Annotated in this window: 13 protein-coding genes; 9 read left to right on the forward strand and 4 right to left on the reverse strand. The window is 36.4% G+C overall.

Annotated elements, in window-relative coordinates; genetic code table 11:
- Positions 1 to 2016 carry a T9SS type A sorting domain-containing protein gene (locus FJ651_RS04380; protein ID WP_140989198.1) on the forward strand — a complete coding sequence of 672 codons (2016 nt, stop codon included), beginning with the start codon at positions 1 to 3 and terminating at the stop codon, positions 2014 to 2016.
- 234 nt (positions 2017 to 2250) lie between these two features.
- Here FJ651_RS04380 and katG read toward each other — a convergent pair whose 3' ends face one another.
- Entirely contained in the window at positions 2251 to 4491 is a 2241-nt protein-coding gene (gene katG / locus FJ651_RS04385) for a catalase/peroxidase HPI (protein WP_140989199.1), read from the reverse strand.
- Between the two features lie 390 nt (positions 4492 to 4881).
- On the opposite strand from katG, the gene FJ651_RS04390 reads away from it, so the two are divergent.
- Entirely contained in the window at positions 4882 to 5460 is a 579-nt protein-coding gene (locus FJ651_RS04390) for a cytochrome b/b6 domain-containing protein (RefSeq protein WP_140989200.1), read from the forward strand.
- 148 nt (positions 5461 to 5608) lie between these two features.
- Positions 5609 to 5956: a hypothetical protein gene (locus FJ651_RS04395; RefSeq protein ID WP_140989201.1), complete on the forward strand. Its 348-nt coding sequence runs from the start codon at positions 5609 to 5611 to the stop codon at positions 5954 to 5956.
- A gap of 1 nt (position 5957) precedes the next feature.
- On the opposite strand, the gene FJ651_RS04400 is transcribed toward FJ651_RS04395, so the two are convergent.
- Positions 5958 to 6431, reverse strand: coding sequence for a CBS domain-containing protein (locus FJ651_RS04400; RefSeq protein ID WP_140989202.1), 474 nt, complete (start codon positions 6429 to 6431; stop codon positions 5958 to 5960).
- A 113-nt stretch (positions 6432 to 6544) separates the two neighbouring features.
- Between FJ651_RS04400 and FJ651_RS04405 the strand changes: the two genes are divergently transcribed.
- The 3 genes from FJ651_RS04405 to FJ651_RS04415 all read left to right on the forward strand — a co-directional run bounded on the left by FJ651_RS04405 (position 6545) and on the right by FJ651_RS04415 (position 10416).
- The gene (locus FJ651_RS04405) at positions 6545 to 8842 is read left to right on the forward strand and encodes a M28 family peptidase (protein WP_140989203.1); all 2298 of its coding nucleotides are present in this window, start codon (positions 6545 to 6547) and stop codon (positions 8840 to 8842) included.
- Positions 8835 to 9644: an NAD(P)H-binding protein gene (locus FJ651_RS04410; RefSeq protein ID WP_140989204.1), complete on the forward strand. Its 810-nt coding sequence runs from the start codon at positions 8835 to 8837 to the stop codon at positions 9642 to 9644. Before FJ651_RS04405 ends, FJ651_RS04410 begins: the two co-directional genes overlap by 8 nt.
- Positions 9645 to 9729: 85 nt before the next feature.
- On the forward strand, positions 9730 to 10416 hold the full coding sequence (locus tag FJ651_RS04415; protein WP_140989205.1) for a hypothetical protein: 687 nt from the start codon (positions 9730 to 9732) through the stop codon (positions 10414 to 10416).
- Here FJ651_RS04415 and FJ651_RS04420 read toward each other — a convergent pair.
- A complete protein-coding gene (locus FJ651_RS04420) occupies positions 10413 to 10931 on the reverse strand; it encodes a hypothetical protein (RefSeq protein WP_140989206.1) in 519 nt (172 codons plus the stop codon). The two genes, FJ651_RS04415 and FJ651_RS04420, sit on opposite strands and share 4 nt — an antisense overlap.
- Before the next feature lie 248 nt (positions 10932 to 11179).
- Between FJ651_RS04420 and FJ651_RS04425 the strand changes: the two genes are divergently transcribed.
- Entirely contained in the window at positions 11180 to 12145 is a 966-nt protein-coding gene (locus FJ651_RS04425; protein ID WP_140989207.1) for an NAD-dependent epimerase/dehydratase family protein, read from the forward strand.
- 11 nt (positions 12146 to 12156) lie between these two features.
- Positions 12157 to 12597 carry a hypothetical protein gene (locus FJ651_RS04430; RefSeq protein ID WP_140989208.1) on the forward strand — a complete coding sequence of 147 codons (441 nt, stop codon included), beginning with the start codon at positions 12157 to 12159 and terminating at the stop codon, positions 12595 to 12597.
- Positions 12598 to 12601: 4 nt separating this feature from the next.
- On the opposite strand, the gene FJ651_RS04435 is transcribed toward FJ651_RS04430, so the two are convergent.
- A complete protein-coding gene (locus FJ651_RS04435) occupies positions 12602 to 13657 on the reverse strand; it encodes an endonuclease/exonuclease/phosphatase family protein (protein WP_140989209.1) in 1056 nt (351 codons plus the stop codon).
- Between the two features lie 226 nt (positions 13658 to 13883).
- Between FJ651_RS04435 and FJ651_RS04440 the strand changes: the two genes are divergently transcribed.
- Entirely contained in the window at positions 13884 to 16748 is a 2865-nt protein-coding gene (locus tag FJ651_RS04440; RefSeq protein ID WP_140989210.1) for a TonB-dependent receptor, read from the forward strand.
- The last annotated feature ends 24 nt before the right edge of the window (positions 16749 to 16772 follow it).

Genomic DNA, 16772 nt, shown 5'->3' on the forward strand with positions numbered 1-16772 from the left:
ATGAACGCTTTACAACAAGACAAATTGTGCTTGTTATTTCTTAAAAAACAATTCTTTATTTTTACTTTTTTAAGTTTTATAAGCACAGTTATATGGTCTCAAAGTATTACTGAATTAGAATACTTTTTTGGCACCGATCCCGGATTTGGTAATGCTACATCCTTAAGTGTAACAGCTAATACTGGCGAGGTCTCTCAGTCATTTACCTTACCTGCCACAGGTTTAAATGAAGGATTTCAACAGCTTAACATAAGAGCTTTAGATGACCAAGGAACTTGGGGATTGTATCAAAAAGTACTTTTTTATGTTACTGAAACAGACGGTGAAGCAGAATCGATTGCCAATATTGCTACCGCAGAGTACTGGTTTGATACCGATCCCGGATTTGGCGACGGAACCGCACTTAGTATTTCTGATACCCCAAGTGAGGTAACCGAAAGTTTTGTAATACCTTTAGGTAATTTGGCCGAGGGTTTTCATACCCTTGCAATACGCACTCAAAATACAGATGGCGTATGGAGTCTTTACGATAATAATGTGTTCTACATAACCGAAGAAATAGACGGCAGCAACTCATTTTCTAATATTACCGGCGCAGAATACTGGTTTGATACAGATCCCGGCTTTGGTAATGGTACAGCACTCACTATTTCTGGGTCGCCAAGTGAAGTAACCGAAAGTTTTGTAATACCCTTAGGTAGTTTAGAACCCGGATTTCATAAATTAGGAATTCGAACTCAAAACACTGATGGTACTTGGAGTCTTTACGACAAAAAGTTGTTTTACATTTTTGACAATGAAGACTTTGAAGTGTCGCCTCTTTCTGAAATGGAGTTTTTATTCGATGAAGAGTTGGGTTATGGTACCGGACAAACCGCGCCTATAATAGCTACCGGAAATCCAGACGAATATTTAGTAGAAATACCAACCGATTTGGTAAGCTGCGATATTCACGACATTTGGGTAAGCGTTAAAAACGAAGCCGGTAGATATTCTATTTACAATATTCTCATTGATGTTGATGTGTTTGACAATGAAGCCCCTACAATAGTTGTCTTTCCAGATATCACTGTTGAATTGGATGCCAGTGGAACCGGTAGCTTAACCCTTGCCGATGTTGATAATGGCACTTTTGACGATTGCGAGTTGGTATCTGTAGAACTCAACCAAGCTGTGTTTAATTACACCTGCGATAATTTAGGGAGTAATACCGTAACCATCACTGCAACAGATGCTGAAGCCAAGGTAAGTACACAAGAGGTTGTAGTTACGGTTGTTGATAACATCAATCCTGTAGCCATCGCTCAAAACATTACAGTAGCATTAAATGAAAATGGTATAGCTACAATTACAGGAGATGACCTCGACAATGGTTCAACCGACAATTGCAGTATTGTCAATAAAAGTGTGAACGTTTCAAGTTTTAGTTGCGATAATCTGGGAGCTAATACCGTTACTTTTATCGTTGAAGATGCCGGTGGCAATACCAATAGCACAACAGCCATTGTTACCGTCGAAGATAATTTAAACCCCATAGCTATTGGTCAAGATATTACAGTTGACCTGGCAGGGAACCCATCGGTGACCATTACAGCTGAAGATGTGAATAATGGCTCTTCAGACAACTGCGGAAGTATTAACTTAAGTATAGACGTAGATACTTTTACAGAAGAAGGTGAATTTCCAGTTGTGCTTTCGGTAGAAGATGCCGTAGGTAACTTAGCCTCTGTAACAGTTACCGTAACCGTTACTGATAGTGCTTTGAGTGTAGATGACAATAACATTGAAAATAACAGTATTAAAATTCATCCAAACCCGGCAACAAATGTCTTGTATTTTGAAACTAAAATCTCTATCGCGAGTTTTAGCATTATCGACGTTACAGGAAAGTTGGTCATAAATCAACCAAATCCACAAAACCAAATTGGTGTAGAGCAGTTATCTCATGGTGTATATTTTATTCGTTTTATAACCGATAGCGGACAATCAATTCTCAAGCGTTTTGTGAAAAATTAGTTAGTTTAGGATAGTCTTCTATGCTATTAATTAGAGGAGATTTGTTTACTAGACTATCCTCAAAAATCCCCAGAAATGGGGATTTTTTATTTTGATACCTTGGTGTTATTATGAAATACTCAGTTATCAAAGCAAAGATTATTTAAAATAGTCGCTTTAACGGTAAACAAAATTGGCTCAAAAAAAAAAGCAATCTGTTTCCAGATTGCTTTTTTTCATTGTTTCTTAATTAAATTATTTCAAATCAAATCTATCAAGATTCATCACCTTATTCCATGCTTTTACAAAATCTTTTACAAATTTTTCTTTGGCATCGTCTTGTGCGTAAACCTCAGCAATGGCACGTAGTTGAGAATTAGAACCGAAGATTAAATCTACTCTGGTTCCGGTCCATCTTACTTCGCCTGTTTTGCGGTCGTGTGCATCAAATACATCAACTTCTTTATGAGATGGTGCCCAAGCCACGCCCATATCAACCAGATTTACAAAGAAATCGTTGGTTAATGTTCCGGGACGTTTGGTGAATACACCGTGTTTTGAACCGTTATAGTTAGCGCCCAATACTCTTAATCCACCCACTAATACAGTCATTTCGGGTGCGCTTAAGGTAAGTAACTGCGCTTTGTCAATTAACATTTCCTCATCGGATACTGTAAACTTAGCGCGTCGATAATTACGGAAACCATCAGCCTCTGGTTTTAACCAATCAAACGATTCGGCATCGGTTTGTTCGGCAGTGGCATCGGTTCTGCCTGGTGTAAATGGCACTTCTATGTTGAAACCGGCATCTTTAGCTGCCTTTTCAATAGCTGCACATCCACCTAAAACAATTAAATCGGCCATTGAAACTTTTGTGTTTCCTGATTGTGCTTTGTTGAAGGACGCTTGAATTCCTTCTAATGCATCAAGCACTTTAGCCAATTGATCAGGCTGATTCACTTCCCAATTATTTTGTGGTGCTAATCTAATTCTGGCACCATTGGCACCACCTTTATAATCGCTGCCTCTAAAAGTTGAAGCCGAAGACCAGGCAGTATAAACCAATTCTGAAACTGATATCCCTGAATTTAAAATAACAGCTTTGAGATTTGTTATATCTCCACTATTTACCAATTCATGATCAACCGCCGGAATTGGATCTTGCCATATCAAATCTTCAGCAGGAACCTCTGGGCCAATATATCTTGATTTCGGACCCATATCTCGGTGCGTTAATTTAAACCAGGCACGAGCATAAGCATCGGCAAATTCTTCAGGGTTTTTGTGGAAGTGTTCGGAGATTTTTCTGTACTCTGGGTCCATTTTCATGGCCATATCGGCAGTAGTCATCATTAAACCAACTTTGATGTTGGCATCTTCAGCATCTGGAGCGTGATCGCCTTCAGCTAAGTTTTTGGCTGCCCATTGGTAAGCACCGGCCGGACTTTTAGTTAGTTCCCAATCATATCCAAATAACACATCAAAATAACCCATATCCCATTGGGTTGGGTTTGCCGTCCACGCGCCTTCTATTCCACTGGTAATGGTATCTCTACCTTTGCCACTTTTATAACTACTTTTCCAGCCAAAGCCCATGTCTTCAATAGGTGCACCTTCGGGCTCTACACCCAATAAAGCCGCATCTCCCGCACCATGAGCTTTACCAAAGGTGTGACCACCGGCTGTTAAAGCCACAGTTTCATAATCGTTCATGGCCATACGTGCAAAAGTCTCTCTAATATCTTTTGCTGATGCCAGTGGGTCTGGTTTTCCGTCTGGTCCTTCAGGGTTTACATAAATCAACCCCATTTGCACGGCGGCTAACGGATTTTCAAGATTGCGTTCTCCGGTATAACGGCTGTTGCCTAACCAGGTATCTTCTGCACCCCAATAAATATCTTCTTCGGGTTGGAAAATGTCTTCGCGACCTCCTGAGAAACCGAAGGTTTCAAAGCCCATAGATTCCATGGCTACATTTCCGGCAAGAACAAATAAGTCTGCCCATGAAATCTTGTTACCATATTTTTGTTTAATTGGCCAAAGTAATCTCCTGGCTTTATCTAAATTTCCGTTATCAGGCCAACTGTTTAGAGGTGCAAAACGCTGATTGCCGGTTCCGGCACCACCGCGTCCATCGCCTGTTCTATACGTACCTGCAGCATGCCAAGCCATACGCACCATGAACGGACCATAATGACCGTAATCGGCAGGCCACCAGTCTTGTGAGGTTGTTAACACCTCAACTAAATCTTTTTTAACCGCCGGTAAGTCTAGCGATTTAAAAGCTTCAGCGTAATTAAAATCTTCCCCTAACGGATTTGATTTTGGTGAATGTTGATGAAGAATATTTAAGTTAAGTTGGTTTGGCCACCAATCTTTATTCATGGTTCCGCCACTTCCCATTTTGGTGTTAGACCCATGCATCACAGGGCATTTACCCTGACCGTTAATGTTGTAAACTTTGTCGCCGTGGGCGTTGGTTGTGTGATCACTCATAATTTATAGTGTTTTAATATTGATTTCAGATTCTCACAAATTTACATAAAAGAATTCGTATAAAATTAAATTTTCAATAGATAAAAACTATAGCTTAAAAAATTAATCCGATGTGTTTCAAAATAAAAAACAGCGCTTCAATTTATTTATTCTAAACAATTAAAAATCCTTTATCCCACCGAAATCTTATACCTCCGCTGAAGTTTTGTGTGTTAATTTTTATAAAAAAAGGATTAGTGCTAATCCCTGTAATCCGTGTCTTTACAGTAATTTTTATCACGCAAAGGCGCAAAGAACGCAGACAAACTAAACATCGAAAATCATGTAGAAATCGTAAAAAAACGTTTTACATTTGTTTTTATGTTTAACACTTAGTCTGTCTTCAAGAACATGAGCGCCATAAAATCTTATTCAAAAACTTATAGAATTATGCATTGGGCCATAGCTGTATCATTTACGCTTTTATTAGTAACCATATTATTGAGGCTTACCTGGATGAATAAAAACCACATGGCCGATATTATTGGAGTTTATCTAACCGACGCCGGCACCTCATTACCACAAGACGACTTAATTGTTTTAGCTAAAAAAATAAGGCACCCCATGTGGCAGTGGCATACCTATATAGGTTATGTGCTTGTTGGCCTATTCGCCATCAGATTTATGTTACCTATATTTGGTGAAATGAAGTTTCAGAATCCGTTTAACAAATTGCTTTCTGTCAAAGAGAAATTTCAATTTTGGGTTTATATTGTTTTTTATGTGTGCGTTACCGCGTCATTAATCACCGGATTAATTATAGAATTAGGCCCAAAAACTCTGCGCAAGCAGGTAGAAGATTGGCATAAACTCTCTATTTACTATTTGGTGGCTTATATGGTGATACATTTAACAAGCATTTTAATAGCTGAGTTGACAAAGGAAAAGGGTTTGGTATCGCGTATAATTAGCGGTAGTAATAAAAACTAGAATCTATTTACAGCCTTTAGTTGGCGTATAATAATAGCTTGTGATTCAACAAAACATAAATGACCATAAAATTGAAAATTAATCAATTTTTTGTATATTTATCTCATTAACAAATAACTGAGGTTTATCGGTATATGAAAACCAACTAATGGAACGATTGTGTTTAGAATGCAGTGCCAAACTTTTAGGTAGAGTTGACAAAAAATTCTGCGATGATGCCTGTCGTAACAGTTATAACAACAGAAACAATAAAGACACGAAAAACCTTATTAGAAACACGAATAATTGGCTGCGAAAAAATTACAGAATTTTAGAGCAACTCAACCCCGAACAAAAAACCAAAGTAAGCAGATCTAAACTTATTGAAAAGGGGTTTGATTTTAATTATTTCACAAGTATCTACACCACCAAAACCGGCAATGTTTATTACTTTGTTTATGACCAGGGTTATTTACCCTTAGATGGTGATTATTATGCCTTGGTGAAAAGGGAGTAAACTATTTGGTAACGCTATTCCAACGTTCATGTTGCAATTTTAAGGCTGCTTTTAAAACGTCTTTCTGACTTATTTGTCCGACCAACTTACCATTCTCAACAATGGGAAATCTGCGACGTTTGGCATTTAAAAATTTATTAGCCGCATCAAAAATGTTCATATTGCCATCAATTGTTTCTACTTCGGTGGCCATGCGTTTTTCAACTTTATTTTCTTTCATTGGCATATTGTAATAACGGCTTTCGCTTACCTGTTTTAAACAATCACCTTCAGAAATAATTCCCACTAACTCATACTTATCATTCACAACAGGTCCCCCCGAAATTTTAAACTTTATAAGTATTTGAATAGCTTCTTCAATGCTTTGCTCGGGCTTAAAAACTATCAAATCTTTAGACATATAGTCTTTTACTGTTAGCGCTACCGACACAGACTCCTGCTGTCTTCTGGCGCCTTGAAAACTCTTGATTCCCATAATACTGACGATTTAAGTGTTTTTAAATTTAAGAAAAAATGTCCATAAATACTAAATATTAACAATTACAGATTCTTTTTTGTATTTTTATTTCACAACCAACACTATTCATTATGATTAAAAAACTCGCTCCAGTACTGCTACTGGTAGTTGCTGTTTTCTGGAGTTATAGGTCTTTAATCCCTTCAACAATCTCCAACTTAAACACGCCTGAAACAGAATTTTCAACCGAACGCGCCTTAAAACATCTCAAAGTGATAAGCGCCGAGCCTCACTATCCGGGAACCGAAGCGCACAACACGGTACGAGATTATATTATTTCAGAATTAAAAAATTTGGGGTTAAGTGTACACATCCAGGAGGGCTACAGTTACAGCAAAAAAGGCAGCAATTTAACTCAGGTTAAAAATATTGTTGCCAAGCTACAAGGTACTTCGGGTGATAAAGCTCTTGTTTTGGCTACGCATTACGATAGTAATCCGCACTCATCATTAGGCGCCAGCGATGCAGGTGCAGGTGTCGTCACCATACTTGAAGGATTGAGAGCCTATCTAAAATCAGGCAATTTACCCACAAACGATGTAATTGTACTTATTACCGATGCCGAAGAAACTGGTTTACATGGCGCCAATTTATTTGTTAATAAACACGCATGGTCTAATCAGGTTGGACTGGTACTTAATTTTGAAGCTCGTGGCAGTGGTGGACCAAGTTATTTTTTAATTGAAACCAATAACGGAAATAAAAAATTAATTGAAGCTCTTGACCATGCCGGTGTGAAATTTCCAACAGGAAATTCTTTGGCATATAGCATTTACAAAATGCTTCCAAACGATACCGACCTAACAAGATTTAGAGAAGACGGTAATATAGACGGTTTTAATTTTGCCTTTATTGACGACCACTACGACTATCACACCGTTTTAGACAATTATGACCGGCTTGACAAAAATAGTCTTGAGCATCAAGGCACTTACTTAATGCCATTGCTGGCATATTTTTCAAATGCCAATTTAAACGAATTTACCTCCTATAAAGACCACGTTTATTTTAGCATGCCATTATTTAATTTGGTCTATTATCCTTTTAGCTGGATTATTCCGATATTAGTACTTACAATTCTGTTATTTTTATTATTGGTTTACATTGGCATTAAGAAACATCACCTTAGTAACAAAGAAATTGGATTGGGCTTTATCCCTGCTATTATGAGTATTGCAATAAGCGCCTTATTTGCATTTATTGGATGGCAATTAATTGGGAAAATATATCCGCAATACAACGAAATTTTGCACGGTTTTACCTATAACGGTCACGATTATATTTGGGCTTTTACGTTTTTAAGTTTGGCCATTTCGTTATTGACTTACAGCTGGTTTTACAAACCCGAGAACGCGGGAAGTTTAATGGTTGCGCCAATTTTATTATGGCTATTAATTGCGGCAGCAGCAGCTTTTAAATTAAAAGGTGCTTCGTACTTTATCATCCCGGTGATATTTGCACTTGGTACTTTAGCCATTTTTACAAGACAGAGACAACCCAATTTAATATTGCTGAGTCTTCTATCGTTTCCGGCAATTTTTATTACAGCGCCTTTGGTGCAAATGCTTCCGGTTGGACTGGGCTTAAAAATGCTGGTAGCTTCTGCTATTATTGTAAGTATGTTATTTACATTGTTCATTGGTATATTTGGCTTTGTAAAGCACAAAAAAAGATGGAGCGCACTGTCGCTGATTATAGGGCTGTTCTTTTTTGCCAAAGCTCATAATAATTCAAACTTTACAGTTGAAAACCCTAAACCAAATAGCTTAATATATTATTACAATGCCGATGCTAATGAGGCCCAATGGCTCACTTACGACCGTGTTACAGATGAATGGACTGAAAAATATCTCACTATAAATCCAACGCCTGTTGATGCCAATAACAGCATTTTTAACAGCAAATACAAAACCGGTTTTACTTATTTCAATCCAACCAAGGTAAAGTCTGAAATACTACCACCCGTAATCAATAAAATAACCGATACTGTTATTGGAGATTTAAGATATCTTAAATACTTTTTGTCACCTCAAACCGAAGTTAACAGGTACGAACTTTTTGCCAATACCAACGTAACCTTTACGAGTTTTAAAATAAATGGCACAGAGTTAAATGCTTCTGAAAACCCTTATTTTAAAAACAGAAAAATCAACAGATTATTGACCTATTTTGTAAGCGAAGACAAATTTTTAGATTTAGAGTTTACCATCCCGGCTAATCAAGAAACAAGTATCGATATTTACGAGTCGTCGTTTGATTTACTCACAAGTAAACTATTTAAACTGGAGCCCAGAAAAGATTGGATGATTCCAAAACCATTTGTGTTGAACGATGCCATTATGATTAAAAAAACATTAAAAGTTGAATAAGCAAATTTCTATTATTGGCTGCGGCTGGTTTGGCTTACCCTTAGCGAAATATCTTAAGAAAGAAGGTTTTAACATAAAGGGCAGCACCACAAGCTACGATAAATTGGCTGTACTTTCTTCAGAAGAAATCGACCCTTTTCTAATTAATTTATCTCGAGAAGGCATTATCGGTGACATCACAAATTTTCTAAAGAACAGCGATACTGTGGTCATCAATATTCCTCCCGGTTTTAAAAAAGATCCCAAGAAGGACTTTGTCACCGAAATGAAACACCTCTTAAAAGCAGTAGAATTATCTAAAGTTAAAAATGTGTTGCTTATAAGTTCTACATCGGTTTATGAAGACACAACAGTAATTCCTGAAATTTCTTGTGATACCTTGCCCAATGCACAAAGCAAATCAGCTCAACAATTAATAGCTGTAGAATCACTTTTCAGAAATAGCAAATGTTTTAAAACTACTATATTGAGATTTGCCGGACTTATAGGAGACAACCGACACCCTTGTTACCATCTTTCGGGAAAAATTGATGTGGCTAATCCCAACGCTCCCGTTAATTTAATTCACCTAAATGATTGTGTCAACATTAGTGGTTTGATTATTAAAAACGACGTTTTCGGGTTGACTTTTAATGCGGCTTTTAACCAACATCCCACAAAATTTAACTACTATACAAACAAATGCAAAGCCTTAAATTTGGAACCACCAACCTTTAGTTTTTTAGAAAAAAGCAAGGGGAAAATCATCAATTCCTGGTTTTTGGTACGCAAATTGAACTACACCTTCAAGCAGCCTATCTAGAATTTAATAAGAACTTAGAGTTTAATACATTTAAATTTTTTAGTTTTGGCGCCTGAAACAGAAGTTTAAAACAAAAACATCGTAAATGAAAAAATTAATCGTCATCGCATTTGTGCTATTTGGTTACACAATTAATGCACAAACCAATTCAGATCTTAAAAAACACTTTGAAAAATATTATGCTTTAATGAAAGCACATGGCGATATTCAGGGTATTATTAGTGCCATGACACATTTAGAAGCCCTTGAGCCATCTCAGTCCAGAAGAGACACTTTAGCTTATGTTTACGTCTCTGAAGGAAGACACATGGAAGCATTAAATACTATTGGTATTGATTTAAATACGTCAGATTCTGATATCAATGTTGAAGTAAAGGCCATTGCTTTAAAATCTATTAATCAAGGAGAAAAAGCATTGCCGTTTTTTAATGAACTGTTTAAAAGAGAGCCCAACGCCTATTTAGCTTACGAATTAGCAGATTTAAAAGTGCAACTAAACGATATAGCCGGCGCAAAAAAAGATGTAGAATACGGCTTGGCCAACGTTAAAGACGATATGAAGCGTGCCTTTTACGAAAGACAACAACCTTATCAAACCTCGCTAAAGGCGGCATTTTTATATTTAAAAGGATTGATTGTTTTTAACGAAAATCAAGATGAAAATTTAGGTGCTTCATTAAAATTAATGAATGAGGCCTTAGATATTGATCCAAATTTTAATTTAGCAAAAATTAGTAGAGAAGCTCTTGAGGCTCGCAGAGTTAAGAACTAGTCTACAGGTTTAAAATATTCGTTGGCATCAAACTCTAGTTTTTTATTAATCTGAAGGTTAAGATTTCCAAAGGCAACAAGCACCTCTTTAACAGAAGTTAGCTTTGTTGCCTTTTCTATATTATCCATATTTAAGTTGTCTTGCAACTTTAACGATTTTGTTTCCAGAACAGCAAATCTCGAAACTATTGGTTTGGTATTAATAGTATCTGGTACAGTTGTTTTTAACGAATCGAATAACGCTTTAACTTCGGCTTTTTCGTTTTTAAAAAAGCTTAGGTCACCTTGTTTTAAATATCCCATTTGAATATTGAGTTCCTGAAACTTTTTCCAATTAATAAATAATTTAGAGCCGTCGTTACCTAAAATATAATCTGTGTATTTCAAATTTTTAATGTCACTACTGGTTAAATCAGCAACATTTTTTGGTGCTTGGCTTTCTGTATTGTCTGTTTTCTTTTCGCATGTAAACACAATTAAAGAAATAACAATTATGTAAAGCAATTTAGATTTCATCGATTAATTTTTAAAAAGTAAGATCTGGCTTTCGCCTGTTCATATAATAATATTATTGGCAAAGGGGTTATTTTATTTTAACATCTAAAACGCAGTAAAGATATTAATTTAAGCAGAGCCCGATTATCACTGTTACAATAAAGTGTGTGAAGCCATTAAAATTCACCACTAAAATATTAATAAGAATTTAAATCTAACGCTCTAAAAATCTTCTTATTTTTGATGCTTTAACGCATTTGGCTTATTTTATGTCTGAAAAAATACTAATTGTTGGTGCTGCAGGGCAAATAGGCTCTGAATTAACTGAAAAGCTCAGAAGCATTTACGGCACATACAATGTCATTGCAAGCGATATCAATTCTAATAATGAAAGTTTGGTTAAAAGCGGACCTTTTCAGATTATTGACGCTAAAAATTACGATGAGTTAAAAAACTGCATTACCGGTCACAATATTAACACGGTTTATTTGATGGCCGCTATGTTGAGCGCTTCGGCCGAAAAAAACCCGATGAGTGCATGGGAGTTGAATATGGGGTCATTATTTCATGTTTTAAATTTAGCAAAAGACGGTTTTATCAATAAAGTATTTTGGCCAAGTAGTATTGCTGTTTTTGGGCCTTCAACTCCTAAAGTGAATACACCTCAGCAAACCATAATGGAGCCAACCACAGTTTACGGTATTAGTAAACTCACCGGGGAGCGCTGGTGCGAATATTATTACCAAAAATTTGGAGTTGATGTAAGAAGCCTTCGTTATCCGGGTATTATAAGTTATAAAACTTTGCCGGGTGGCGGCACTACAGATTACGCTATCGATATTTTCCACAAAGCCATTTCAGAACAGAAGTTTGAATGTTTTTTAAATGCCGAAAGCACCTTGCCAATGATGTATATGGATGATGCCATTGATGCCACCATCAAATTGATGCAAACTAACAAAGATGCAGTCTCCTTGCGCTCATCATATAATTTGGCGGCTATTAGTTTTAATCCTGAAGAATTGGCCAATAGCATAAAGAAATACATCCCTGAATTTGAAATTCAATATAAGCCAGACTTTAGACAAGACATTGCCAACAGCTGGCCAAATTCTATAGACGATTCGTTTGCCAGAAACGACTGGAATTGGCAATACCGTTATAATTTGGATAGCATTACAAAAGAAATGATTAACGGATTGAAAGCGACTTTTCAAAACCAACAACCCTTATAAATATAATCATCATGAACGCAACATTACAAGCATTACATTCTTACTGGGCCTATTTAGTTTTTATTATTTTGGTGATTGCCACTATTAATGCACTTTTTAAATTATTTGGCGGAAAAGAATTTTCAGCTTTCGACTTTAGAATTTCGCTTTTTACCTTAATTGTTTCTCACTTACAATTATTAATTGGAGTAGTGTTGTTTTTTGCGGGCGATTATTTAGGAATCATTAAAGAAACCGGCATGGGTGAAGTTATGAAAAATGCTTCGCTTAGAGATAAAATAATTGAGCATCCAACCACCATGATCATTGCTATAGCGCTTATTACCATTGGCTATTCTAAACACAAGAAGAAGCTAACATCTAAACCTAAGTTTAAGATGTTGGCTATTTTTTATACGCTTGCTTTGGTTTTAATAATTGCAAAAATTCCATGGCAAACTTGGTTAGCCTAAGCAATTAATCTGTTATTTCTTTAATCAAATAAATATAAGAAGGAAAGTGATCTGAGTATCCACCGGTAAAACCACCATCAGCAAAACTTCTAAAAGGATACCCTTTCCATCTGCCGCGTTTATTAGTTAAGTAAGGTTTGTTAAAAATCCCAGCTTGATAAAATCTAAAAGATGAATAATCTCTCTTGGTTAAAGATTGGCTAATGATAACTTGATCAAATAAACTCCATGTATCGCGATAGGCATTAGAACCAAGTCCAGATTTATACATGTTTTCAAAAGGATTATAAAGCCCTTTTAGCTCAACCTTATCTCTATCTGCCTCTGTTTTTAAAACTTTTTTAAAAGAGTAATCGGTTGGGTTATCGTTAAAATCTCCCATAGTGATGATCTTTGCATATGGGTCTAACGCAAATAAAGAATCTGCAATGCGTTTGTTTAATTGTGCGGCGGCTATACGACCCGGTCTGCTGCGGGCTTCACCACCGCCACGGGATGGCCAGTGATTGACAATAACATGAATTAAATCGCCATCTAATTCGCCACTTACTAATAATTGATCTCTAGTGTACCTTCTTTGTCTGCTAATGTTATCAAAAAGCACCAGCTCATGATTACTGGTATTAATAGGCCTAAATAAACGCTTTTGGTATAGTAATGCTACATCAATACCTCGGCGATCTGGTGAATCATAATGTACAATACCATAATCCTTGTCTAATAATGCAGGATGATTAACCAAATCGTATAAAACTTGTCTGTTTTCAACTTCGGCCACACCAAGAACTGCCGGACTATTGTTAGAAAGATCGCTACCAATATCAGCAACCACTTTGGCCATATTATTTAGTTTTTTAATATAAATCTCGGCTCTAAGCGATTCGCTTGCTTCCATAATAGGAGACGCCTCATCGTTTATGGTAGGATCATTAATGGTATCAAATAAGTTTTCTAAATTGTAAAAAGCAACAGTATGTATGGTGAACTTTTTTTCCTGAGCAACGCTGTTAAGATATGATAAGCCAAACAGTATTAAAACAGCAATTTTAACTAATTTCATTATTGTTAATATTATGTTATTGTTATGCACTATACAAATAGCGAACCAAAAGTATGGATTTATAATAAATAATGTAAATTTGACCGCTTAAATAATAATTATTTAAACTACACCAACATTTAACTTAAAATTAAGCATGAAATGAGCCAATACAATTATGCTGTTAACAACCGATATTTTAATTGCTCATTACATCTGACCGTAAAAAAACAATAAATTTGAACAGATGAAAAAAAAGTTTTTATTATTTCTGTTTGGAATTAGCTTAACTGCATCTGCCTTTGCACAGTTAACCACCGTTAAAGGAACTGTGAGGGATGCAACAACAGGTGAGCCTATCCCAGACGCAACCATTACTATTGAATCAACTTTGCTAACAACCAAAACCAATGCCGTTGGGGAATTTATTTTTACTGAAAACCTTCCGTTGGGCGAGCAAATTTTAAAAGTTGAAATGATTGACTATGGTACTAAAAGGTTTCCAATTGTTATCAACGAAGGCGGTTTAATAGATCTTGATACCATCACTTTAGATTACGACCCCAGCGACAAAAAAGACATGTTTATTATCGCCATTTCAGACGATAATTTATTAGGAGACGACAATGGTTTGGTAGACAATATTTCTGGTCTACTTCAGTCTTCAAGAGACGTCTTTTTAAATGCTGCAGCCTTTGATTTTAGTGCTACATTTTTTAGACCAAGAGGCTTGGACAATGCCAACGGTAAAGTTTTAATTAACGGTATTGAGATGAACAAGCAATTTGATGGCAGACCTCAATGGGGTAACTGGGGCGGTTTAAATGATGTTCAAAGAAATCAAGAATTTACTCAAGGCATGACAGCTAACGACTACAGTTTTGGTGATTTAGCAGGTACTAATAATATTTTAATGCGCGCTTCAAGTTACAGAAAAGGTGGTAGAATTTCTTATGCTTCAGCTAACCGAAGTTATACCGGCCGTATTATGGGCAGCTATAGTTCCGGTTTGTTGAACAATGGGTGGTCTTACTCGCTTTTAATATCCAGAAGATTTGGAGACGAAGGATTTGTTGAAGGTACTATGTACGATGCCAACTCGGCTTTTGCTGCTGTTGAGAAAAAAATAAACGACAAACACAGTATCAACTTTACAGGAATTTACGCGCAGAACCGTCGCGGTAGATCTACAGCAATCACCGATGAAGTCTTTAGACTTAAAGGTAGAGAATACAACCCTTTTTGGGGTGAATTGAACGGCGAAATTAGAAACTCAAGAATGCGCGAAATAAACGAACCCGTTTTAATGCTTAACCACTATTGGGATATTTCTAGCAAAACACGTTTAAATACTAATGTCTCTTATCAGTTTGGTGAAATAGCCAACTCCAGAATAGACAATGGTGGTACGAGATTAGTAGAGTTTAATGACCAAGAGGTATTCATTGGAGGTGCCAGAAACCCAGATCCTGCATGGTACCAAAACCTACCCAGCTACCAACTTAGATTTCCAAATCCTACACCTTTAAATTTCCAGTTAGCCTATTTGTCTGAACAAGAATTTAGACAAAACGGACAATTAGATTGGAACAGGCTTTATGGCGCTAATCAACTATTGGCAAATCAAGGTGGAAATTCTTTATATGCCATTTTAGAAGATGTAATAGCCGATAAACAATTTACTATTAACACCATCCTAGATCATGAAATTAATCAAAACATCAGGCTTAATGCCAACCTAAATTATCGCAGTTTAAGAAGCGAAAACTTTGCAAGACTAAACGATTTGTTAGGCGGAACAGGGTATTTAGATGTTGATTTCTTTGCCGACGAAAATGACAATAATATTAGTGATGAAATCGCAGCAAACCTTGCGCAATCAGATCTAAGAAACAGAAACCGAATTGTGCGTGAAGGTGAACGTTATAAATATAATTACGAAATCAATTCTGATGTTGTGAGCTCATTTGTACAAGCGCAGTTTAACTACAATAAAATAGATTTTTATATTGGTGCCAATGTGTCTAACACCACCTACCAAAGAATTGGTTTGTATGAAAACGGATTTTTCCCTGGCGAAGGAAATGATGGCTCTTTTGGAAAAAGTGACAAATTAAGCTTTACGAATTACGGCGTAAAAGGCGGTGGTATTTATAAAATTACAGGTAGACATTTATTACAATTTAATGGTAGCCATTATACAAAAGCTCCCGGAATTAGATCTTCTTTTAGCAACGCTCGCCAAACCAACGCCACTGTAATTGGACTTGATAGCGAAACTATTTCTTCTGTAGACTTTGGATACATTTATAGAAGTCCGTTAGTAAATGGTAGAATTAGTGCTTACTATGCAGGCTTTCAAAACGGCACAAATATTGGATTTTACTTTACCCAGGGTTTAGCCGGCTTAGGTTTAAATAACGCCGATGCATTTGTACAAGAAATCACCACAAATGTAGACCGTAGAAATATTGGTGTTGAATTTGGTTTAGATGCACAAGTTACACCTACCATTAAATTGAAAGCTGCCGGTTCTTTTAGTCAATACGTTTTTACTAACGACCCCAACTTGTATTTAACTAGTGTAGATTTTGATGGTGCGTTGACCTTTGGCGATGGCACTACGCAACTTAAAAACTTCCATGTATCTGGTGGACCGGAACGTGCTTTTCAATTAGGTTTTGAATATCGTGATCCTGATTTTTGGAATTTTGGAGTTACCGCAAACTATTTTTCACACGCCTACATTAATATTAGTAACCTGGCAAGATCTGCTAACTTTAGCTTAGATTTTGACGGTAACCCCAATAACCAATACGATCCTGAAATTGCCAGACAATTATTAAGACAAGAGCGTTTTGATGATTACACCCTGTTCAATGTTATTGGTGGTAAATCCTGGAAAGTAGGCGATTATTTTATCGGCTTTTTTGCCACTATTAACAACGTGTTTAACACCCAATTTAAAACCGGTGGTTTTGAACAAAGCAGAAATGCCAATTATAACCGCGTTTTAGAAGACCAGTCAAGAGAATACGGACCACTTTTTGGCCCAAGATATTTCTTTGGAAATGGCACTACCTACTACCTAAATACCTATATAAGATTCTAAAAAAACAATTGCTGAACAACATAT

The sequence above is a fragment of the Paucihalobacter ruber genome, assembly GCF_006494535.1.
Taxonomy (GTDB): Bacteria; Bacteroidota; Bacteroidia; order Flavobacteriales; family Flavobacteriaceae; genus Paucihalobacter; species Paucihalobacter ruber.